Source organism: Streptomyces sp. NPDC057963, from assembly GCF_042887155.1.
GTDB lineage: Bacteria > Actinomycetota > Actinomycetes > Streptomycetales > Streptomycetaceae > Streptomyces.
On the sequence record NZ_JBHVPX010000022.1, the window covers coordinates 58,819 to 79,926 of the forward strand.

Consider the following 21,108-nt stretch of genomic DNA (forward strand, 5'->3'; position numbering starts at 1 on the left):
GCACGCAACACCGGCGACAGCTGGGCCGACCGCCCAAGGGCAGTCGGACGAAGCCGGGCGGGCCGCGGAGGAGGGCGTTCGCCGAACCCGGGGTGCGGCTATGCGTGCGCCTCGTCCGGTTCTCCGCCGGGCCCCGCAGCTGCAGCTCCCTGTCGAGATCGGGTTCGCGTGCCCCAGCGTGCAAGCGATGGGCCGACGGCGCCCACGGCGGCGAAGAACGCGCCGAGGAGCAGCCAGCCGGCCGTGCCCAGTCCGAGCACGACGGTGGTGAGGATGGCGGGGGCGAGCGCCTGGCCTGCGCTGAAGCCAAGCCCGAGAAGCCCTTGGTACTGGCCTTGGGCATGGTCTGGTGCCAGGCCGAAGCCAAGGGCGAAGCCGGCCGAGGACTCCCATACCTCCCCGAGGCTGTGGACGAAGATCGCTGCGACCACGAGGCCGGCGGCGGCCCACACGGGAGCGTGCGCGGTCAGGGCCATCATCGGACAGCTCAGGAGGAAGAGCAGTCCTGCTGTGCGGAACGCTTTGCCGCCGTCGCGAGGGGTTTCGACGCGGGATCCGATTCTGGTCTGCAAGAGGACGCAGACTCCCGCATTGATCGCGGACACCGCGGCCACGGTCCAGCGTGGTGTGGTTGTGTGCTCTGAGATCCATATCGGCAGAAGCAGGGACACCACCGGATATTGCAGCCCCATCGCACCATGGAGGGCTGTGAAGGCCACGAACGGACGGTCGGTGAGAGCGATCCAGCGGCGCTGCTGCGAGGGTGGCACCAATGCCCTGTAGTTGGGGAGCAAGAACAGGAGGAGGGCGCACAGGGCGAAGCTGGCCGCGTTGCCGAGAATCAGCACGATATAGGCCGTACGAGTATGCGCTGCAACCGCAAATCCGGCACCCACGGTTCCCAGGACGACGCCCAGATTGACGTAAGTACGGAGCTTTGCCCTGAACAGCGCTGGGCGGTCCGTACCGACCCGGACCACGAGGGCTCCCCAGGCTGCGCCGCCAGCGGCTGCGGCAAGCTGGTCGACGGTAGCGACGACCGTGAGGGCGGCCCAGCTCTCGACAAGCACGAGAGCGGACATCGCCACTGCTTGAACCGTCAGAGCGAGCATCATGACCGTGCGCGGGCCGCGTCGATCGGCCAGGCGACCTCCCGGTATCCCCGCGAGCAGGCCGATCGAGCCGGCGACAGTGAGGGCGGCACCCACCTGCACCGCCGGTAGATCCACGACCAACGTGAAGTAGAGCGCCGACGCCGTGTTGAAGAGCCCGTTGCCGACTCGGTTCACGAAGCTGGCCAGGATCAACACACGCTCTGACCTGTTGCCCCCTGCCAAGTGAGCTATTCGGCCGGGCGATCTTCCCTTGATCATGCGCGCAGGCTAACAACGATCGCACCCACCGTCAGTGGTGCGAAGTTGCCGGCCGTCCACGGCGCCACCTCGCCGTGCCGGCACTGTTCTGCCCCAGCACGAGGAGATCTGCGGACACCTTCGAGCCGGCCGGGGCGGAGCCTTTGCCCGCGCAGGGCGTATCGCTCGGCATCAGGCGCCTTCGGGGTCCGCGTCCAGGCCGACGGCGACACTGGACGGATCGCGTGGCGGCGCGTCCGGCGCTCGCCCCCGATGCTCGTCCGGGCGGCAGCGGCGCAGGTCGCGGTCCTGACCGCGCTTGCGGTCGCGCTCTGCCCGGTCGTGTGACTGCGGTGGCTCGCCCCGCTCGTATCCCGGCAGAACGAACGAGGAGAAGCATGGACGGAACGATGTGGGACGGCGTGCAGAAGCTGCGTGGCTGGCTCGACGCCGAGAACCAGGCCGCGGTCGGTGACGTGAGGCTGCTGCGAGTCCTCAAGATCACAGAGGAGGCCGGAGAGGTCGCGGAGGCCGTCACCGGCGCCCTCGGCGCCAACCCGCGCAAGGGCGACAGCCACTCGTGGCAGGACGTCGAGAAGGAGTTGGGCGATGTCATCGTGACCGCTGCGGTGGCCCTGGCCACGATCAGCTCGGACCCGGAGAAGGCGCTCGCCGACCGCGTCCGGGGCCTGCTGGACCGCCTCGGCCTGGACTGATTCGGACCCGGCCGGCGCACAGAAGGGCCCGCACGGCCAAGGCTGTGCGGGCCCTTCTTCCGGTCCCCGGCTTTGTGCTCGCGCACCGTCTGGCTGCCCGTCTCCCCATCCCCCGAGTGGGAGACGAGTGGGAGGAAAATGGGAGATGATCATGACACGTAGGCGTGCGAAAGCGTCAGAATGCGCTGGACAGCGCCAGGTGTGGCGACGTGGTCAGCCCGCCGACTCGCCCGCGTGCGGGCTCAGCACACCCGCCGCGACCAGTGCGAACAGGGCCAGCCCGAGAAGCACGCGGTAGATGACGAACGGCATGAAGCTCTTGGTCGTGATGAACTTCATGAACCAGGCGATCACGGCGTATCCCACGCCGAAGGCGATGAACGTCGCGAAGATCGTCGGCCCCCACGACACATGTCCCTCGCCCGCGTCCTTCAGCTCGAAGACGCCCGAGGCCAGCACCGCCGGGATCGCCAGCAGGAAGGAGTAGCGGGCCGCCGCCTCGCGGGTGTAGCCCATCAGCAGACCGCCGCTGATGGTGGCTCCGGAACGGGAGACGCCCGGGACCAGGGCCATGGCCTGGCAGAAGCCGAAGATGAGGCCGTCCTTGACACCGAGTTCCTTGAGTGTCTTGCGCTCCTTGCTGGCCCGGTGCCTGCCCCCCGCCTCGTCGCGGGCCGCGAGGCGGTCGGCGACACCGAGGACGACACCCATGACGATCAGCGTGGTGGCGATCAGCCGCAGATCGCGGAAGGGCCCCTCGATCTGGTCCTTGAACGTCACCCCGAGCACACCGATGGGAATGGAGCCGACGATGACCAGCCAGCCCATCTGGGCGTCGTGGTCGCTGCGCATCGACCGGTCGACCAGCGAACGGAACCAGGCCGAGACGATCCGGACGATGTCCTTGCGGAAGTAGATGAGGACGGCCGCCTCCGTGCCGATCTGGGTGATGGCGGTGAACGCCGCACCCGGGTCGTGCCAGCCGGCGAACGCTGCGGTGAGCCGCAGATGCGCGCTGGAGGAGATCGGCAGGAACTCGGTCAGTCCCTGAACGAGGCCCAGGACGAACGATTCGAACCAGCTCATGGGGCTTTGGCCATCCCGGAGGTGATCGTGCATCGGCCGACGGTCGTGAGCGCCGTCGGCAATGTGCGGATTTGCGGTCGAATGAGGGCAGGGCCGTGCCGTGCCCGGAGATCTTCGGTCGGTCGCGGGCAGGGTATCGCCCTCAGATGAACAGCTTTGCGCGTACCCCCACGCCCGCCGCCCCGGCCGTCCGCTCCGCCGTGTACCGGATCACTCGGGGGACAGGCGGTGGCGCTTGCGCCAGGCGACGACGGCCGCCCCGACCCCGGTCAGCACGATGAAGCCCATCGCCGCCAGGAACGCGGGCGACGTCGGTGACGAGGCCTCGCTGCCCGCGACGACGTACGCGGCGGTGTTCGGGATCGAGCCGAGCCCGGTGGCGGCCAGGAACGGCGGATACCCCATGCGCGAGACCGCCGCGCAGTAGTTGGCCGCCGCGAACGGCACACCGGGGAAGAGCCGCAGCGCCAGCATCGAGCGGAATCCGTGCCGGCTCAGCTGACCGTCCGCCGCCCTGAGCCAGCGACCGCGCAGCAGCGTACGGAGCGCGTCCTGCCCGAGCACCCGGCCCAGCCCGAACGAGATGCCCGCGCCGAGGACCGTGCCCGCCAGGGCCGCGGCCAGCCCCGCCTGGGAACCGAAGAGCGCTCCCGCGGCGACATTGAGCAGTGGCCGCGGCACGAAGGCCACGGTGCACACGCCGTACGCGACACCGAACAGCACGACCGCGGCGCCCCCGCTCAGCCGGGCGGGCCAGTCGGCGGCGAGCAGCCGCTGGGGTTCCAGGAGCAGCATCGCCGCCGCGGCGGCCAGCAGCACCACCACGAGCAGAGAGAACCGGGACCAGGGCGAGAGCAGTGCCCTCGTGCAGCGCGCGGCGAGGCCGGTGGCGGGCCGGGCGCCGGGGACGGGGTCGAGCATGCGGGGAGAGTAGCCGACGCCCGTGGCTGATCGCCGCAACGCCGGCGGTACGGCACGGGCACCCCGTACCGCTGCCGCGCCGTTCCCGGCCCCGCGCCCGTTCCCGGCCCGGCGCCGGAAGAAGCGCCGCCGTCGGCAGGCGCACGCCGAACTTGCTTTTCCCGCCCGCGACGTCCGCCGGTTTCCCGCCTGCGGTGTCCGCCGGAAAACCATTCGACGCCACCCCGTTCCTCGGCCATGATCGGACCCATGTTCCGGTACGCCTTTCTCGCAGCGAGGTCCGCAGTCGCGGACGCGCCGAAGGCTGCCGTGAACCCCGTCACCGCAGCGGCAGTTGCCGCCGCAGCGTTCACCGCTGCCTCGGCGCCCATCGGCGGCGCCCGAAGCTGACCCTCCCCCGACAGTCCGGCGGACCCCGCAAGGGGAGGGTCGGCGGGGCCCTGGGGTCTTCTCTCTCAGCTTCGAGTTCCAAGGAATGAGCCATGCCCAAGACGGCATACGTGCGCACCAAGCCGCACCTCAACATCGGCACCATGGGCCACGTCGACCACGGCAAAACCACCCTGACCGCCGCCATCACCAAGGTCCTCAGCGACCGCGGGACCAGCACGTTCGTCCCGTTCGACCGGATCGACCGGGCGCCGGAGGAGACCCAGCGCGGCATCACCATCAACATCGCGCACGTCGAGTACGAGACCGACACCCGTCACTACGCCCATGTCGACATGCCGGGCCACGCCGACTACATCAAGAACATGGTCACCGGCGCCGCCCAGCTCGACGGGGCGATCCTCGTCGTCTCCGCGCTCGACGGCATCATGCCGCAGACCGCCGAGCACGTCCTGCTCGCCCGCCAAGTGGGCGTCGACCACATCGTCGTCGCCCTCAACAAGGCCGACGCGGGCGACCCCGAGCTGACCGACCTGGTCGAGCTGGAGGTCCGCGAGCTGCTCTCCGCGCACGGCTACGGCGGTGACTCCGTCCCCGTCGTACGCGTGTCGGGCCTCAGGGCCCTGGAGGGCGACCCGCGCTGGACCGCGGCCGTCGAGGCGCTGCTGGACGCCGTCGACACCTACGTACCCATGCCGGTCCGCTACACCGACGCGCCGTTCCTGCTGTCGGTGGAGAACGTCCTGACCATCACCGGCCGGGGCACCGTCGTCACCGGAGCCGTCGAGCGCGGCACCGTCCGGAGCGGCGACCGGGTGTCGGTGCTGGGCCCGGACATCGAGACGGTCGTCATCGGCCTGGAGACCTTCGGGAAGCCGATGGAGTCCGCGGAGGCCGGGGACAACGTGGCGCTGCTGCTGCGCGGGGTGGAGCGCGACCGGGTCCGCCGCGGCCATGTGGTCGCGGCGCCCGGCAGTGTGACGCCGAGCCGCCGCTTCACCGCGCAGGTGTACGTCCTGTCGGCACGGGAGGGCGGCCGGACCACCCCGGTCACCACCGGCTACCGGCCGCAGTTCTACATCCGCACCGCGGACGTCGTCGGCGACGTCGACCTCGGCGCGGTGGCGGTGGCGCGCCCCGGCGACACGGTCGACCTGACCGTCGAGCTGGGCCGCGACGTCCCGTTGGAGACCGGACTCGGCTTCGCGATCCGTGAGGGCGGCCGCACCGTCGGCGCGGGCACCGTCACCGGACTGCTCTGAGCCGTGTCGCGCCGAGGGCCCGCCTCCCGCTACCCCGCGGGAGGCGGGACCCCGGACGCGGCGGCGAGGAAGGCGTTCGGCGGCAACCCCCTCGACCCCGGCCACCGGGCCGCGGCGGCCCGTGCCGGGCTCGCTCGGGCGGCATCGCACACCGAGGCCGTCGCCGCGGTCGTGAGCAGCTGATCCGGCACCCCACAATGGGGGTGTGAACGAGTCGATACCCGTCATCCGGGACGTGGACCAGGGCACCGCCAGACTCCTGCCCGACGTGGACCGGGACAGGGCCTGGCTGCTCACCGTCGACGGCGCGCCCCAGTCGTACGTCGACCTCGACGCGCCGGACCACCTCGAATTCGAGTACGCGCGGCGGCTCGGCCACGTCGTGGACTGCGCGGCGGCACCGGGCGCACCGCTGGACGTGCTCCATCTCGGCGGCGGCGCGCTCACCCTGCCCCGCTATGTCGCCGCGACCCGGCCCGGCTCCCGCCAGGACGTCGCCGAGGCCGACCTCGGGCTCCTGGCCCTGGTCGCCGAGCATCTGCCGGTCCCCGACGGCAGCGGGATCACCGTGCACGGCACGGACGCCCGCGGCCGGCTGGAAGAGACCCGGCCCGGCTCCGTCGACCTCCTGATCGCGGATGTCTTCGGCGGCTCGCGGGTGCCCGCCCACCTCACCACCGTCGAGTACGCGAGGGCCGCCCGCCGGGCGCTGCGCGACGGCGGGATCTACGCCGCCAACCTCGCCGACGGTGCGCCCTTCGGCTTTCTCCGCTCCCAACTGGCCACCTTCGCCGCCGTCTTCGAGGAGATCGCCCTGATCGCCGAACCGGCGGTGCTGCGCGGCCGGCGCTTCGGCAACGTCGTCCTCGTCGCCTCCCGAAACCCCGTCGACACCGCGGCACTGACCCGTCGCTGCGCGGCCGACGCCTTCCCCGCCAGGGTCGAACACGGTCCCGCGCTGGACCGGCTCGCCGGAGCCGCCGGGCCGGTCAGGGACGGCGAGGCGGTCGCCTCACCCGAGCCGCCCGACGGAGCCTTCGGCATCGGCTGAGGCCGGCTTCGGTACCTCGGCCGCCACCACCTCGGTGGTGGCGGCGCGGGTCAGATTGCGGACCTCGGGGACGAACAGCACGGCACCGGTGACCAGTACGATCAGCGCCGCGCAGCCCCACAGGGCCGCACCGCGCCCGACCAGGGCCTCCACCGGACCGGCGAGCGCGGTGGCGACCGGCATCATCGCCACCGAGCCGAACCAGTCGTACGCCGAGACGCGCGACAGCTTCTCCTCCGGGATCTCCTGATGCATGGCCGTCATCCACGAGACCCCGAACACCTCGATGGCGATGCCGCTGGCGAACATCACCCCGCAGAGCCATGCCACCGGCAACGGCACCGCGAGCCCCGCCGACGGCAGGGCCAGCGGGAAGACGCAGAGGGTTCCGGCCAGCAGCATCCGCCGGGGCTTCCAGCGCGTCATCAGGAACGCCCCGCCCAGCGTGCCGGCCCCGAACGCGGCGAGCGCGAAGCCCCAGGGGCGGGCGCCGCCGAGTTCGTCCCGGGCGACCAGCGGCCCGTACACCGACTCGGCGGCCCCCACCGCGGCGACCACCACCGAGAACTGCGCCACGATGCTCCACAGCCAGGGACGGCCGACGAACTCCTGCCAGCCGTCCCGCAGATCGGCGAACAGACCGCCGCCCGGCGCGCGCGAGGGGATGTGGCTGACGTCCAGGAAAGCGCGCAGCGCACCCGCCAACGCGAAGGACGCCGCATCGACGGCCAGCACCCAGCCCGGGTCCATCGCGGCGATCATGGCGCCGCCGAGCGCCGCACCGCCGATCGTCGCGCCCTGCATGGCCATGCGGAAGAGCGCGAAGGCGCGGCTCGCCTGCTCGCGGCTGACGCTCGACATCAGCATGCCCTCGGCCGCCGGGTTGAAGAACGCCTGTCCGGTGCCGCACAGCGCGGTGAGCAGCATCATCTGCCACAGCTTCGGATCGCCGGCCAGGACGAGCCAGGCGAAGGCGGCCTGCGAGACGCAGTTGAGGGCGTTCGCCGCGACCATCACCCGGTGCCGCGGCAGCCGGTCCGCGACCGCCCCGCCGATCAGCAGGAAGAGCACCAGCGGCGCGGCTCTGGCGGCGGCGACCAGACCGACGTCGCCGCCGTCACCACCCGCGTCCAGAACCGCGAACGCCGCCGCGATCAGCGCGCCATGGGTACCCAGGCCCGTGATGATCGCGGCGGCGGTCAGCAGACGATAGTTGCGGCCGGGGCGGCGCAGGGGGTGAGCGGGAGCGGAGGCGGCAGTCACCAGGGGACTATCGCCGCCGCGGCTCCGCCCTGCCAACTGCTTTCCCGGAGGCGGCGCAGGGGGGTCAGTCGGCCGGGGCGGCGTCCACCAGCCGCACGGTGCTCAGGATCTTCTGGATCGTTGTGTCGGGGAGTTCGTCCTTGACGTTGTCGGCTCCGTACAGGACCCAGGACGCGAACTCGCCCTTCTTGTTCTTGAAGGTGAAGGCGATCGTCTTGCCGTCGCTGTCGCACTTCTTCTGCTTCGTCACATGGGGGGCGGTGGCCGTGACGACCTGGCCGGTGAGACCCGACTGGGTGGTGTACTGCTCGGCCGGGGTGAACTTGATGATGCTCTGCGGCATGTGCTGCGCATACGCGGCCCACGCCCAGGTGCCTGCCTCGCTGTGGGCGTTCTTGGCGGCGTCGGTGGCGCCCTCGGCTCCCCTGGTGCCGGCGCTGGCGAGGCTGATGTTCTCCGTCACGCCGTCCTTGTCGGGGTCCGCCACGCACCACTTCTTCTGGTAGAACGACGGCGCGGAGAAGCCGATGAGGGGCGAGTGGTCGCCCTTCTTCTTGTCCTCGAAGTACGAGGGCGAGCCGGGGCTGCCGACCTCCCAGTCGCCGGGCACGTCGAACTGCGTGCCCCACTTGGGATTGGTGACGACCTTCCATCCCGCGATCAGCGGCTTGGCGTCCTCGCCGGCGCCGCGCGGGTTCGCCTCGGAGGAGGACGCGGATGCGGACGGCTCGGCGGGTGCCGAGGAGTTCTTGTCGTCGGCGACGTCCTTGTTCTTGTCGTCGTCCTTGTTCATCACGACGACACCGGTCACCACGGCGGCCACGACGACAGCGGTGGCCGCGACGACGGCGACGGCGGTGGTCTTCTTCCTGCTGCCGCCGGGCTGCGGACCCCCGGCCGGACCGGGTACCGCGTACTGCGACACGGTCGGCTGCTGGTACAGGTTCGGCTGCGGGTAGCCGGGCTGCTGGTCCTGCTGCGGGTAACCCGGCTGCTGTCCGGACTGTCCCGGCTGCTGATATCCCGGCTGCTGATAGGGATTCGGCTGCTGGTACCCCGGCTGCTGGTACGGGTTCTGATTCTGGTCCTGCGGGTTTTGCTCGCCCCCGGGCGGCTGCTGTCCTGGCCACATGGCGAGTAACGATAGAGGGGCGGTGCCCGGTCGGCTACGCCCGCCCCCTCGGCGGACGGTGAAGGAAGCGGCTGGAGAACTGGGCGCACAGGAGCCGGGGATGGCCAAAGAGTTCTACTCGCAAGTAACATCTGGTCATGAGCGCTGAACAGATGACCGTCGGCGAGATGCTCGCCGCGACGGTCCCGATGGCCCGGACCCTCAACCTCGAGTTCCTGGAGACGACCGCCGAGCGCGCGGTGGTCCGCCTGCCGGACCAGACCGACTACCACAACCACATCGGCGGACCGCACGCCGGCGCGATGTTCACACTCGCGGAGTCCGCGAGCGGCGCCATCGTCATCGCCGCCTTCGGCGACCAGATGTCGCGCGCCGTTCCGCTGGCGGTGAAGGCGGAGATCGGCTACAAGAAGCTGGCCAAGGGGGTCGTCACGGCGACGGCGACCCTCGGCCGCCCGGTGGCCGATGTCGTCGCCGAACTGGACGAGGGCAAGCGCCCCGAGTTCCCCGTGGCCGTCGAGATCCGGCGCGCGGACGGCGCGGTGACCGGCGAGATGACGGTCGTCTGGACGCTGCGTCCGCACGCCTGATCCGGCACGGTTGCCCGAAGGGCCGCCACGCACCCCGGCACGGGGCCGTGGCGGCCCTTCGCACTGTCCGGGCGAAGGGCGGGCCAGGTAGCATTCCCGCGGTGCGCCGAGGAGTTGACCGGCGGACAACGGGACATCAGCTACGGGAGGAACCGGCGTTGCACATCCAGGAGTGGCTGGAGACCGTCCCCGCGGTCAGCGTGTACGTCCTGGTGGGCGTCGTCATCGGGCTGGAGAGCCTCGGCATTCCGCTGCCGGGCGAGATCGTCCTGATCAGCGCGGCGCTCATGGCCGCCGGGCACGACGGAATCAACCCCTGGGTCCTCGGTGCCTGCGCCTCGGCCGGTGCGGTCATCGGCGACTCGATCGGATACGCCATCGGGCGCAAGGGCGGACGGCCGCTGCTCGCCCGGCTCGGCGGGAAGTTCCCCAGGCACTTCGGCGAGAGCCAGATCGCCACGGCGGAGCGGTCGTTCCACAAGTGGGGGATGTGGGCGGTGTTCTTCGGCCGCTTCGTCGCGCTGCTGCGGATCTTCGCGGGCCCGCTGGCCGGCGTACTGCACATGCCGTACTGGAAGTTCCTGATCGCCAATGTGCTCGGCGGCATCGTCTGGGCCGGCGGCACCACGGCCGTCATCTACTCGGTGGGCGTCGTGGCCGAGTCCTGGCTCAAGCAGTTCTCCTACCTCGGCCTCGTGGTCGCGGTGCTGATCGGTCTGACCTCGATGCTGGTCCTGAAGAACCGGGCCAAGAAGGCGGCGGCACGGACGCCGGCCGTATCCACACCCGAAGCGGGGGCCGTACCGGCCGCGGACTGACCCGCGGGCGACCGGCCGGCGGGGCGGCGGTACGGGCCCGGGTGGCCGTCCGCCGCGCTCCTCGGCTCAGCTGCCGTGCACCTGGCGGTGCGCCGTGGCCAGCTCCACGTAGCCCACCGCGTTGAACTTGATGCCTTCGAGCTCCTCCTCGGTCAGCTGCCGCTTGACCTTGGCGGGGACACCCGCGACGAGCGATCCCGGGGGTACCTGCATCCCCTGCGGGACCAGCGCCTGCGCCGCGATCAGTGAACCGGCGCCGATGCGGGCGCCGTTGAGGACGGTGGCCCCCATGCCGACCAGGACGTCGTCCTCGACGGTGCAGCCGTGGAGCACGGCGTTGTGCCCGACCGAGACGCGCGCGCCGACCGTGACCGGGAACCCGGGGTCGACATGCACGCTGCAGTTGTCCTGGATGTTGCTGTCGGCGCCGATGACGATGGGGCCGCAGTCGGCGCGCAGCACGGCGTGGTACCAGGCGCTGGAACCCGCCGCCATCGTGACCTCGCCGATCACGACCGATGTCGGTGCGGTGAAGGCCTCCGCATCGATGTCCGGCTCCTTGCCGCCGATTCCCGTGATCAACGCCTGTTCTGCCATCGCCCGTTCCTCCGTGCTCAGGTGTGGTGCGGTCGCGGTCGTCCGATCGCCACGGCTCGTCCGCCGCCGTGCGATCGCCCACGGGAACGGTATGCGACGCGCGGAGGGCCGTCGCCGAGTGGGGTGAACATCACAGGCGGCCGCGGTGATTGCGCCGGGCGCCGCCGACTACCGTGTGCGAGTGCCCAAGAACAGGAACACGTTCTCCTCCCTCGCCGCCTGGCGGCGGCGCGCCCTGTCCCGGGCGGTCCACCGGGGCTGGCGCTGGGTGCAGGAGTCGGGTGCGGTCACCGCGGAACATCCCGGCGGGCTGCGGTTCGGCCAGATCGGCGCGGGTACCCGGCTGGCCTTCCCGCAGGGCACGGTCTTCGGGGAGCGGTGGATCGAGCTCGGTGCCCACTGCGTGATCGGTGAACAGGTCACGCTGACGGCCGGACTCATGCCCGGCCTGGACCTCGGACCCGAGTCGATCCTGACCCTGGGGGACGGAGTGGTGCTGGGCCGGGGCAGCCATGTCGTCGCCGACACCAAGGTGGCCATCGGGTCGGACACGTACTGCGGACCGTATGTGTACATCACGTCGACGAACCACAGTTACGACGATCCGCACGAGCCGGTCGGCAGGCAGTGGCCCCGCATGGAGCCGGTCGCCATCGGTCCGGGGTGCTGGATCGGCACCGGGGCGGTGATCCTGCCGGGGGCCACGCTGGGTCGCAACGTGGTGGTCGCTGCGGGCGCGGTCGTACGGGGGGAGGTGCCCGACCACGCGGTGGTGGCCGGTGCTCCCGCCCGTGTCGTACGCAGCTGGGACGCGGAGAAGGGCTGGCAGCCTCCGCTGCGTACCCCCGCTCCGGTGCCCATCCCGTCGGGCGTCACGCCCGAGCAGCTCCTGTCCCTGGCGGAACCGGACGAGCCCTCGGACCCGTCCGGCGGCTGAGGGCGGCCGGAGGCCGGGCCCTCAGCCGGTCGCCAGCAGCACCGTCCCCACCAGGGCGAGACCCGCCCCGGCCGCCTGCACCCCGCGCAGCCGTTCCTTGAGCACTCCACGCGCCGCCAGGGCCGTGACCACCGGATAGAGCGAGGCGAGTACGGCGGCCACGGTGACCGGGCCGTGCTGAGCGGCGATCGAGTACGTGCCGTTGGCCGCCACGTCCGCGAGTCCGACGAACGCCAGGGCGGGCAGCGCGGACAGCACCGCGGCACCACCGCCCTCCTCCGGCAGTGCGCGGGCCCCGCGCCGCACCGATACGTACAGGGCCGTACCGCCCACCGCGATGTTGGTCAGGCGCTGGACGAAGAGCGCCAGGAACAGTCCGGTGACCGTGGTCGACGCCTCCGCGATCAGGGACATCACCGAACCGAAGCCGAACGCGGCCACCAGCGTCAGCAGCACCGCCCGGCGCTGCACCGGCGCCCCGCGCAACTGAGGACCACCGGCCAGCACGACGCCCACCACGGCCACGACGACCCCGGCGAACTGCGGCAGCCCCGGTCGCTCCCCGACGGCGATCCCGATGCTCACCGGCACGGCGACACCCAGCGATCCGAGCGGGGAGACCACCCCCATCGGGCCGAGTGCCAGGGCCTTGTAGAAGCTCAGCATCGCGACCGGTCCGACGGCGCCCGCCGCGACGGCGAACCACAGCCGCGGACCCGCCTCGCTCCAGCCGCCGGTGGCGACCACGACGGCCCCCAGCACCACCGCCGCGGCGGCCTGCGAGACGACGACCACGGTGAGCGCGGGCGTGCGCCGGGTGAGCAGCCCGCCGCCGAAGTCGGCCAGCCCCCAGAGCAGGCTGGTGGCCAGGGCGAACAGTGCTGTCATGGCATGCCTCGCAGTACAGTGCGATGAACGGTGGGGTGCACCACACCGTAGTGCAGTATTTTTGACCCTGTCATCCAAAATATTGGACGGAATGTGTCTGACCTCGATCAGCTCACTCAGTCGCTGGCGCGCAACCTCAAGCGCTGGAGGGGGGAACGCGGCTTCACCCTGGACGCACTCGCCGCCCGTGCCGGAGTCAGCCGCGGCATGATCATCCAGATCGAGCAGGCCCGCACCAACCCGAGCGTCGGCACCACGGTCAAGCTCGCCGACGCGCTGGGCGTCAGCATCACCACCCTGCTCGACTACGAACAGGGCTCACCGGTCCGGCTGGTGCCCGCGACCCAGGCAGTACGCATGTGGTCCACGGAGGCGGGCAGTTCCACCACCCTGCTCGTCGGTACGGAGTGCAGGGGCCCGCTCGAACTCTGGTCGTGGCGCCTGATGCCCGGCGACAGCAGCACCTCCGACCCGCACCCCGAAGGCACCGTCGAACTGCTTCACGTCACCGCGGGCGAGCTCACCCTGGTCGTCGACGGAATCTCGTACTCCGTACCCGCCGGCGCATCCGCCACCTTCGAGGCGCACCACCCGCACGCCTATCGCAACGACGGCTCCGAGCCCACCGAGGTCACCATGGCCGTTTCCATCCCGCCCGTACGGTGAGATGGCCGGCCGGCCGCCTTCGGGACGCTGTTAGCGTGACGCGCATGCGCGCACCCATCGGATCCTTCGAGAACGCGGGCCCGGCGGCCGACCGCCTCGACCTGCTCACCCCGCCTGTCGCCGCGGCCGTGACGGAAGGCTGGGGCGGTGTCCCCGCCGAGCAGGTCATCCACGTCGACACGGACCCGGCCATCGCCGACACGGCGGTGTTCGTCGAGCACCACGGCGCGGACCTGCTCGACCGGTCGGCCAACTGCGTCGTGGTGGCGGGCAAACGCGGCGGCGAAGTGACACTGGCGGCCTGCCTCGTCCTCTCCCACTCCCGCGTCGATGTGAACGGCGCGGTCCGCAAACACCTCGGCGCGCGCAAGGCGTCCTTCGCCCCCATGGACACGGCGGTCGGCGAGACCGGCATGGAATACGGCGGCATCACACCGATCGGACTTCCGGCCGGATGGCCACTGCTGATCGACCCCGCCGTCGCCGACGAGGAGTGGGTACTGATCGGCAGCGGCAGCCGACGGGGCAAGCTGATCGTCCCGGGCAAGGCACTGGCCGCGCTGCCGGGTGCGGTGATCGTCGACGGCCTGGGCGTCAGGGGCTGAGGCCGCGGGCTCAGCCGTGCGCGCGGCAGAGAGGCCGCACCGGCGCACCGCCCCGGTACGACGGCAGTCGGCGGGACGCGAAGTCGACGGCGTCGGTGAGGCGGAAGAGCCGACTCGTCGACGCGCCCACCGGACCGGTGCGCACGGCCGCACCGTCGTCCGAGCGGGCGAACTCCGCTCCCAGATCCGCGAAGTCGCCGTCGTCCAGCGCGACATCCTCGTACTCCCACCACCGGCGCCGGCCCCCGGCCGCCACCACGCAGCGATAACTGCGGCGGGGCGGTGCGGGCACCCGGTACTCACCCAGATGGAACGCGGTGCAGGTGCCGAAGCCGGTGCCCAGCAGCAGCACTTGGGCCCGCAGATCATAGAGGCGGGCCAGCGGGGAGTCCTCCCCGAGATGGCAGTCGGGGCGGTGGCGCGCCATCAGTTCACGCGCCAACGGGCCGAGCGCGGCGAACGACGTCTGGGGATGTCCGCTGCGCACCGCCCCCTCGGTCAGCCGCACCGCCTCCGCGAGGCGGCCCATCGACGGCGCGGGCGAGGTCGCCGCGTCGAAGGGCGGCATGCTCGCACGGACGGCCTCCCGGGCCCGGTCGGTGAGACCGCGCACCCGGTCGAGATAGTGCGGAGAGGTGTCGGAGTTCTCCGGGGTGAACGCCGGGACGACGAGGGTGCCGCGGCGGCCGAGGGCGTCCCGCAACGCGGCGACCACCGCCCCGACTCCGCCGCTCACCGCGCCCACCGCACGCATCGACGCATGCACCAGGAGCACGCCGCTGTGCTCCACCCCGAGCTCGGACAGCTGACCGGCCAGCCCGGCCCGGCCGTGGCGGACGATCGGCGCAGTGGTGGTACTCACAGCGGGCCATTCTCCCAGCCGGACAGCGAATGTGACACCACGCACATCCGGTCGGGAGACGGGAGTGCTGCGGCTATCGGCTCAGCGCCGGAATCTCGATGGCGGGGCAGCGGTCCATGACCATGTCGAGCCCGGCCGTCCGCGTGCGGTCGTACGCCTCGGGGTCGATCACGCCGAGCTGGAACCAGACCGCCTTCGCGCCCACCGCCACCGCCTCGTCGGCGACGCCGCCCGCCAGTCCGCTGTTGACGAAGACGTCCACCACATCGACCGGGAACGGTATGTCGGCCAGCGACGCATAGCCGTCCTCGCCGTGGACCCGCTCCGCCTTCGGGTGCACCGGCACCACGCGCTTGCCGAAGCGCTGAAGCACCTCGGCGACACCGTAGGCCGCGCGCGAGCGGTTGTCGGACAGCCCCACCACGGCCCAGGTCTCGCCCGATTCCCGGAGGATCCTGCGGATCGTCTCTGCGTCTGCGTACATGATCGGGAGAACGGACGGCGGCCGGGGAGCATTCCCGGCCGGGGCATAGGCTGGCGGGATGCAGGAGCAGTACCGGACAGTCGCCCGAGCGGGCGTGCACGAGACCGAGATCAACCGGTCGCGCTTCATCTGCGCGCTCGCCCCCGCCGCCACCGAGCAGGAGGCACAGGACTTCGTCGCACGCGTCCGCAGGGAACACCCGACCGCCACCCACAACTGCTTCGCCTACGTGATCGGCGCCGACGCCTCCGTGCAGAAGGCGAGCGACGACGGAGAGCCCGGTGGCACCGCCGGTGTGCCCATGCTGCAGATGCTGACGCGTCGCGAGATGCGGTACGTCGTCGCCGTCGTCACCCGCTACTACGGCGGCGTGAAGCTCGGCGCGGGAGGACTGATCCGGGCGTACGGGGGAGTGGTCGGCGAGGCCCTCGACGAGATCGGCACCCTCACGCGGCAGCGGTTCCGCCTCGCCACGATCACGGTCGGCCACCAGCGCGCCGGCAGGCTGGAGAACGACCTCCGGGCCACCGGACGGACCGTGCGGGAGGTCCGGTACGCGGAGTCCGTCGTCATCGAGATCGGACTGCCGGACGCCGACGTCGAGGTGTTCCGCGGCTGGCTGGCCGATGCGACGGCGGGTGAGGCCCGGCTGGAACTGGGCGGCGAGGCGTACGGGGACGCCTGACAGGGGCCGCCGCGTTCCCCTGGCGCGGCCCGGGGCGGCAGCCACCTGATCACCGGCCGGTACACGGACGCCGGGGACGCCCTGATCAAACCCGCACCGGCTCGTCCGCCGGCAGCCCGACGCGTCGGCTCCTGAGCCTCACCGGCGCCCGTCCCGTCGGATGCGTCCGCCTGCTGTCGGCGCGGTCGGGCCGCCACCGCTGCCCGCGCCCGCCCCGCCCGCGCGAAGGGCCACCGGGTCATCCGACGAGCACTCTCAGGGCCGCCTCTGTCGCCAGGTCGTCGGGAAGGTAGGCCAGCAGATGGTGGCCCGGCTCGTCGACGGCGGCGAGCTTGACGTACCGCAGCCGCAGATCACCGGCCACCGGATGGCGGAAATGGCGTACTGCGGGATGGAACGCCGAGGTCTCCCGGCGGCCGTACCAGCGTGCCGCGTCGGGGTCGGCAAGCAGCTCCTCGGTGATCTCGGCGTACCGGCCGTCCTGCGGATGCCGGGCCGCCTTCGCCCGGAACTGGCCGAGCAGGCTCCGCGCCTCCGGCTCCCAACTGGCCAGCAGCGTACGGGCCGGCGGCCAGCGGAACACCAGCCACAGCAGATTGCGCTGCCTGGGCGCCAACCGCGCCAGGTCGGTGAGCAGCGCCGTGTACCCCGAGTTCCAGGCGAGCAGGTCCCAGTGCGGGTCGAGCACCACGGCCGGGTTCGGCGCCAGCGACTCCACCAGCGACAGCAGATTCCGCGACACCCATCCCGGCGGCCGCTCGGACAGCGCCGCAGGTTCCAGGAACGACATCACATGCGCGGTCTCGTCCGGATCGAGGCGCAAGGCACGCGCCACCGACCGCAGCACCTGCTCCGAGGTGCGGACCCGGCCCTGCTCCAGCCACGCGTACCAGGAACTGCTGATCCCGGCCAGCTCCGCGACCTCCCCGCGCCGCAGCCCCGGGGTACGGCGCCGCGATGAGCCGGGCAGCCCCACATCGGCGGGGGCCAGCCGCTCGCGGCGAGAACGCAGAAACGCGCCCAGTTCGCGGCCCGGGCCGTCGAGTCCGCCGCCGTTCATGTCCCGTCCCCCCTGCGACGCCGGTCCGCCCCGGGCTCGGCACCACGCCCACAGGGTGTCAGCAAGGGTAATCGGCTGCGGGGCCACCGCGACCGCCCGCGGTGGTGAGCTGGAGCCGCCGGTCCGAAAGCACCGGCAGGCACGACACAAGGAGCTCCATGGACACCACCGAATCGGCCGGCACCACCCCCGCACCCTCTCCGGCCACCACCCCCGCACCCCCTGCGGTCCCGCCGCTACCCGCCGCCTCGCTGCGCCTGTTGCGCACCGCCGGTTTCGTCAGCAACTTCGACCGCTTCTGCATCACTCCGATGCTGCTGCTCATCGGCACCCGGCTCGGTGTCCCACTGCCCACGGTGATGCTCGCCGCCAGCGGCTACTTCCTCGCCTACGGCCTGATGCAGCCGGTCTGGGGCCTGGCGAGCGACCGGCTCGGCCGGGTGCGGGTGATGCGGATCTCGCTGACCGGGGCCGCCGTCGCCGCACTCTGCTCGGCTCTCGCACCCGATGCGACCGTGCTGATCGTGGCACGCGCCGCGGCCGGCGCGTTCTTCGCCGCGTCCATCGCCGCGTCCATCACATACATCGGGGACACCGTGCCCGCCCCGGCCCGCCAGCGCCCGCTCAGCGAGCTGATGACCGCGTTCGCACTGGGCACCGCCGTGGCCACCGTTGTCGCCGGAGCGCTGGCGCACTACGTCAGTTGGCGCCCGGTCTTCGCCCTGCCCGGTTTGATCGCCGCATACCTGGCCGTCGCCCTGCGCCGGCTGCCGGAGCCGCCGCGCGCGGCGCCCGGTGCGCTCCTGGCCCCGTTCAAGGTCGTCCTGAGCTCCCGGTGGCAGTGGTACGTCATGGCCGTCGCGATGCTCGAAGGCGCCGTTCTGCTGGGCTTCTTGACGTACATCGCACCGGCCCTGGAGGACCAGGGCGCCTCGGCGACGCTGGCCGGTGCGGTGTCCGCGCTGTACGGCGTGGGCTCGATGGCCGCGTCGCAGACGGTCAAGCGGCTGGTCGGGCGCTGGACACCGGTACAACTGATCGTGGTCGGCGGGGTGCAGATGACGGTGGCGTTCGGCCTCGCCGCGGCCGGCCGGTCGGTGCCCGCGCTGGTGGCGTGCGCACTGCTGCTCGGCGGCGGCTGGTCGTTCATGCACTCCACGATCCAGTCCTGGGCCACCGGCCTCTCCCCGACGGCCCGCGCCACCGGCGTCGCCATGTTCGGCCTGGCCCTCTACGTCGGCAGCGCCCTGGCCAGCGCCTTCGCCGCCGGGCCCGCCGAACACCACGCGTATCAGGGAATGTTCCTGACGGCCGCCGTCCTCACCGTCCCGCTGACGCTCGCCGCCGCTGTGGGCCGCGCCCGCTACCGGAGCTGACCCGGCCGCACCGGCGCCGCACCCAGGTGCCGGACCGCATCCGGTTGTGCCGGGCGGAGCTCGGGAGCGGCGGACCGGTGCCGGGCGAAGAGCCGCAGCCCGTCCAGGAGTTCAGCAGATGTACGCAAGCGCCGCGGTGTGCAGTTCGCCCGCGGCTCCGACGCGCCGCTGGACGCCGGGCCGTGCGCCCTCGTCCGGCACGCGCTCTGCCGCAACCGTCAGGGCAGCCGGTCGAGCAGTTCCTGACGGTGTGCGGTGGCCCGCGGATCGAGACCGACGGGCTCTCGGCCGAGCAGGTCCTGAACCGTGCTGGGGGTGGCCGCGGGGCAGTCCATCCGGCCCGTCATGGTCCGGGGCGGATGGACAGCCCCGCCCGTCATGGTCCGGGGCGCCTCGGCCGGCGGCCCAGGAGGACGGCTCCCGCGCCCGCGAACAACGAGGCGGAGGCGATGCCGGTGAGCGCGGTCTCGGCCCGCGCGTCAGGGGCAGACCCCGTGGCGGCCGGCACGGGCCGGCCGGAATCGGCCGCCGTGGCGGCTTGGAGGACGAGACCGGTGACCGCTTCGGGGTGGGCGATCATCGCCACATGGGAGGAGTCGATCTCCACCGTGTGGGAACCCGCACGCTTCGCCTCGAAGCGTTCCTGGTCGGGGTTGATGGTCCTGTCCTGCTTCGCGACGAGGAACCACGACGGGATGTGCTTCCAGGCGGCCGTCCTGGCCTTCTCCGAGAACGCGGTCGTCGCCACGGGCCGTTGGGTCACCGCCAGGAGCTTCGTGGTGCTCTCCGGCAGGTCGGCGGCGAAGACCTGCCGGAGCCTGTCGGGCCTGAGGTAGAGATCGGTCCCGCCGCCGTTGCCGGTCCGGTAGGGAACGGACTTGGTGGCGGTGCCGAGTTCGCTGGGGAACCTGGTGGCCAGGGTCATGCCGCTCTCGCCCACGTCGGGCATCAGCGCCGATACGTACACCAGGGACTTCACCCGGGGGTTGCCCGCGGCGGCCGAGCTGATCACGGCGCCGCCGTACGAGTGGCCCACCAGCACGATCGGACCCTTGACGCTGTCCAGCACGGACGCGATGTAGGTGGAGTCGCTGTACAGCCCGCGTAGCGGGTTGGCGGGGGCGATGACGGTGTAGCCACGGCGCTGGAGCCGCTCGACGACCCCGTTCCAGCTGGAGGCATCCGCGAACGCTCCGTGCACCAGCACGATGGTGGGTCTGGCCGTGGTCGTGGTCGTGGTTGCGGTCGTGCTGCCGTCCGCGGTGGCAGGGGCTGCCGCGGCCGTGCACAGGGTCATGGCGCACCAGGCCGCGATGACGTGTGTGCGGCGTATGCGGCGCCGTGAGCCGGGGACCGGGAATGCTGCCATGTCGTCCTCGCCTTCCGTGGGGCCTACGGCACCTGAGTGTTCACCGATCCGTACCGGCAGGCCCGGCCAGGCCCGCCAATCGGGTCACGGCGGTGGGCGAGGGGAGTGAATGCCGGGGGCGACGGGTTTGCCGAACCTCCGGCGTGAGCTGCGTGCGGTCCGAGAACCGTCCGGCGCCGCGCGCAGAGCACCGGCTCGACCGACTTCCGCGACAGGAAGCAGGAACCGTGCCACGGCCGGGGCCGTGCCCGGCCGTCCGGTCGTGGGCGCAGTCCCCGCCGCGTTCCCTGCGGTCCCGCCGATGCTGTTCCTGGGCCTTCCGGCTCCGGCGCGGCCGACCGCCACCGCCATGTGCTGCGCAGGCGTGGCAGGCGACGCACCGAAGCGGGGGTGTGGGGGGCGGGCTTGCCCGCCGGGCCCCCCCCCCCCCCCGCCTATGTCTCGGGCGGGGGGGCCGCGCCCACCCCGCCGGGGGGGTGGCCGGCCCGCAATGCCCGGGCCCAACACCCCCGCTTCGACTGCTCATGACGTGACCGGGCCGAACCACGTGGTGCGACGGCCCGGGAACCCGTCACGGTCCGGGCGAGCCGGTTTCGCGAGCCTCCCGGTCGTCCCGGAGGGCCCGTGTTCCCTGCCCCTGCCCATTCCGGCGGTCGGCCGCGAAAGGCGGCCGGCTCAGACGGAGCGTGTGGCCCGGAAGGTTCTGACGGCTGCTACGACCGTCTTCACCAGGAGCACGTTCAATGCCCCTCCGATCAACGCATATCCGAGATCGGAAACAACCTGCCCCACGGCAGGAGGGATTCCGATGAAGGCCAGCGCAGGTGCCACCACGAAATAGAGAAGAGGTGACGTGAGGATGGAACAGGGAACGGTTATCGCAAGACAGACGAGGAACGTCACGTCCTTGTCGAACATCCCGCTGGCGTGGACCAGTCCGGCAATGAGGACCACTGCCATATAGATCGTGATCGTTTTGATCGGCATTTTCTGCACTC

Annotated in this window: 24 protein-coding genes; 11 read left to right on the forward strand and 13 right to left on the reverse strand. The window is 71.8% G+C overall.

Annotation, left to right across the window (positions count from 1 at the left end; genetic code table 11):
* Positions 1-98 precede the first annotated feature (98 nt).
* The gene (locus tag ACFVT1_RS33655; RefSeq protein WP_389802496.1) at positions 99-1,310 is read right to left on the reverse strand and encodes an MFS transporter; all 1,212 of its coding nucleotides are present in this window, start codon (positions 1,308-1,310) and stop codon (positions 99-101) included.
* A 440-nt stretch (positions 1,311-1,750) separates the two neighbouring features.
* Between ACFVT1_RS33655 and ACFVT1_RS33660 the strand changes: the two genes are divergently transcribed.
* Complete coding sequence (locus ACFVT1_RS33660; protein ID WP_389802499.1) at positions 1,751-2,068, forward strand: MazG-like family protein; 318 nt, start codon at positions 1,751-1,753, stop codon at positions 2,066-2,068.
* Positions 2,069-2,281: 213 nt separating this feature from the next.
* On the opposite strand, the gene ACFVT1_RS33665 is transcribed toward ACFVT1_RS33660, so the two are convergent.
* Together ACFVT1_RS33665 and ACFVT1_RS33670 are read right to left on the reverse strand one after the other, a co-directional pair.
* The gene (locus tag ACFVT1_RS33665) at positions 2,282-3,154 is read right to left on the reverse strand and encodes an undecaprenyl-diphosphate phosphatase (RefSeq protein ID WP_389802501.1); all 873 of its coding nucleotides are present in this window, start codon (positions 3,152-3,154) and stop codon (positions 2,282-2,284) included.
* 210 nt (positions 3,155-3,364) lie between these two features.
* The gene (locus tag ACFVT1_RS33670; RefSeq protein ID WP_389802504.1) at positions 3,365-4,075 is read right to left on the reverse strand and encodes a TVP38/TMEM64 family protein; all 711 of its coding nucleotides are present in this window, start codon (positions 4,073-4,075) and stop codon (positions 3,365-3,367) included.
* 482 nt (positions 4,076-4,557) lie between these two features.
* Here ACFVT1_RS33670 and tuf point away from each other — a divergent pair, with 482 nt between their 5' ends.
* From tuf to ACFVT1_RS33685, 3 genes are read left to right on the forward strand one after another with little or no spacing between them, the layout of a single operon-like run.
* Positions 4,558-5,727, forward strand: coding sequence for an elongation factor Tu (tuf, locus tag ACFVT1_RS33675; protein WP_389802507.1), 1,170 nt, complete (start codon positions 4,558-4,560; stop codon positions 5,725-5,727).
* Positions 5,728-5,730: 3 nt separating this feature from the next.
* Positions 5,731-5,910 carry a hypothetical protein gene (locus ACFVT1_RS33680; protein ID WP_389802510.1) on the forward strand — a complete coding sequence of 60 codons (180 nt, stop codon included), beginning with the start codon at positions 5,731-5,733 and terminating at the stop codon, positions 5,908-5,910.
* Between the two features lie 22 nt (positions 5,911-5,932).
* The gene (locus tag ACFVT1_RS33685) at positions 5,933-6,778 is read left to right on the forward strand and encodes a spermidine synthase (RefSeq protein ID WP_389802513.1); all 846 of its coding nucleotides are present in this window, start codon (positions 5,933-5,935) and stop codon (positions 6,776-6,778) included.
* Here ACFVT1_RS33685 and ACFVT1_RS33690 read toward each other — a convergent pair.
* Both ACFVT1_RS33690 and ACFVT1_RS33695 read right to left on the reverse strand, forming a co-directional pair.
* Positions 6,740-8,041, reverse strand: coding sequence for an MFS transporter (locus ACFVT1_RS33690; RefSeq protein ID WP_389802515.1), 1,302 nt, complete (start codon positions 8,039-8,041; stop codon positions 6,740-6,742). The genes ACFVT1_RS33685 and ACFVT1_RS33690 overlap by 39 nt on opposite strands.
* Positions 8,042-8,105: 64 nt before the next feature.
* A complete protein-coding gene (locus ACFVT1_RS33695) occupies positions 8,106-9,173 on the reverse strand; it encodes a hypothetical protein (protein ID WP_389802517.1) in 1,068 nt (355 codons plus the stop codon).
* Positions 9,174-9,325: 152 nt separating this feature from the next.
* Here ACFVT1_RS33695 and ACFVT1_RS33700 point away from each other — a divergent pair, with 152 nt between their 5' ends.
* Both ACFVT1_RS33700 and ACFVT1_RS33705 read left to right on the forward strand, forming a co-directional pair.
* A complete protein-coding gene (locus ACFVT1_RS33700; RefSeq protein ID WP_389802566.1) occupies positions 9,326-9,763 on the forward strand; it encodes a DUF4442 domain-containing protein in 438 nt (145 codons plus the stop codon).
* Between the two features lie 158 nt (positions 9,764-9,921).
* A complete protein-coding gene (locus ACFVT1_RS33705) occupies positions 9,922-10,581 on the forward strand; it encodes a DedA family protein (RefSeq protein ID WP_389802519.1) in 660 nt (219 codons plus the stop codon).
* A 66-nt stretch (positions 10,582-10,647) separates the two neighbouring features.
* Here ACFVT1_RS33705 and ACFVT1_RS33710 read toward each other — a convergent pair whose 3' ends face one another.
* Positions 10,648-11,178 (reverse strand): gamma carbonic anhydrase family protein, encoded by a 531-nt coding sequence (locus tag ACFVT1_RS33710; RefSeq protein WP_389802521.1) that lies wholly within the window; start codon positions 11,176-11,178, stop codon positions 10,648-10,650.
* Positions 11,179-11,359: 181 nt separating this feature from the next.
* Between ACFVT1_RS33710 and ACFVT1_RS33715 the strand changes: the two genes are divergently transcribed.
* Entirely contained in the window at positions 11,360-12,115 is a 756-nt protein-coding gene (locus ACFVT1_RS33715; protein ID WP_389802524.1) for an acyltransferase, read from the forward strand.
* A gap of 21 nt (positions 12,116-12,136) precedes the next feature.
* Here ACFVT1_RS33715 and ACFVT1_RS33720 read toward each other — a convergent pair whose 3' ends face one another.
* Positions 12,137-13,003 carry an EamA family transporter gene (locus ACFVT1_RS33720; protein WP_389802527.1) on the reverse strand — a complete coding sequence of 289 codons (867 nt, stop codon included), beginning with the start codon at positions 13,001-13,003 and terminating at the stop codon, positions 12,137-12,139.
* 93 nt (positions 13,004-13,096) lie between these two features.
* On the opposite strand from ACFVT1_RS33720, the gene ACFVT1_RS33725 reads away from it, so the two are divergent.
* Together ACFVT1_RS33725 and ACFVT1_RS33730 are read left to right on the forward strand one after the other, a co-directional pair.
* A complete protein-coding gene (locus tag ACFVT1_RS33725) occupies positions 13,097-13,669 on the forward strand; it encodes a helix-turn-helix domain-containing protein (RefSeq protein WP_389802530.1) in 573 nt (190 codons plus the stop codon).
* A gap of 44 nt (positions 13,670-13,713) precedes the next feature.
* Positions 13,714-14,274, forward strand: a complete 561-nt coding sequence (locus ACFVT1_RS33730; protein WP_362207571.1) for a YbaK/EbsC family protein — start codon at positions 13,714-13,716, stop codon at positions 14,272-14,274.
* Positions 14,275-14,284: 10 nt separating this feature from the next.
* On the opposite strand, the gene ACFVT1_RS33735 is transcribed toward ACFVT1_RS33730, so the two are convergent.
* Both ACFVT1_RS33735 and ACFVT1_RS33740 read right to left on the reverse strand, forming a co-directional pair.
* The gene (locus ACFVT1_RS33735) at positions 14,285-15,136 is read right to left on the reverse strand and encodes an aminoglycoside N(3)-acetyltransferase (protein ID WP_389802533.1); all 852 of its coding nucleotides are present in this window, start codon (positions 15,134-15,136) and stop codon (positions 14,285-14,287) included.
* Positions 15,137-15,209: 73 nt separating this feature from the next.
* Positions 15,210-15,620 (reverse strand): CoA-binding protein, encoded by a 411-nt coding sequence (locus tag ACFVT1_RS33740; RefSeq protein ID WP_389802536.1) that lies wholly within the window; start codon positions 15,618-15,620, stop codon positions 15,210-15,212.
* Positions 15,621-15,678: 58 nt separating this feature from the next.
* Here ACFVT1_RS33740 and ACFVT1_RS33745 point away from each other — a divergent pair, with 58 nt between their 5' ends.
* Positions 15,679-16,305 (forward strand): YigZ family protein, encoded by a 627-nt coding sequence (locus ACFVT1_RS33745; protein WP_389802538.1) that lies wholly within the window; start codon positions 15,679-15,681, stop codon positions 16,303-16,305.
* 238 nt (positions 16,306-16,543) lie between these two features.
* On the opposite strand, the gene ACFVT1_RS33750 is transcribed toward ACFVT1_RS33745, so the two are convergent.
* On the reverse strand, positions 16,544-17,365 hold the full coding sequence (locus tag ACFVT1_RS33750; RefSeq protein ID WP_389802541.1) for a helix-turn-helix domain-containing protein: 822 nt from the start codon (positions 17,363-17,365) through the stop codon (positions 16,544-16,546).
* A gap of 158 nt (positions 17,366-17,523) precedes the next feature.
* Between ACFVT1_RS33750 and ACFVT1_RS33755 the strand changes: the two genes are divergently transcribed.
* On the forward strand, positions 17,524-18,741 hold the full coding sequence (locus tag ACFVT1_RS33755; RefSeq protein ID WP_389802543.1) for an MFS transporter: 1,218 nt from the start codon (positions 17,524-17,526) through the stop codon (positions 18,739-18,741).
* Between the two features lie 218 nt (positions 18,742-18,959).
* Here ACFVT1_RS33755 and ACFVT1_RS33760 read toward each other — a convergent pair whose 3' ends face one another.
* The 3 genes from ACFVT1_RS33760 to ACFVT1_RS33770 all read right to left on the reverse strand — a co-directional run bounded on the left by ACFVT1_RS33760 (position 18,960) and on the right by ACFVT1_RS33770 (position 21,097).
* Positions 18,960-19,121, reverse strand: a complete 162-nt coding sequence (locus ACFVT1_RS33760) for a hypothetical protein (protein WP_389802546.1) — start codon at positions 19,119-19,121, stop codon at positions 18,960-18,962.
* Positions 19,118-20,110: an alpha/beta fold hydrolase gene (locus ACFVT1_RS33765; protein WP_389802549.1), complete on the reverse strand. Its 993-nt coding sequence runs from the start codon at positions 20,108-20,110 to the stop codon at positions 19,118-19,120. The genes ACFVT1_RS33760 and ACFVT1_RS33765 overlap by 4 nt, the downstream gene beginning before the upstream one ends.
* Before the next feature lie 675 nt (positions 20,111-20,785).
* Entirely contained in the window at positions 20,786-21,097 is a 312-nt protein-coding gene (locus ACFVT1_RS33770; protein ID WP_389802552.1) for a hypothetical protein, read from the reverse strand.
* Positions 21,098-21,108 lie beyond the last annotated feature (11 nt).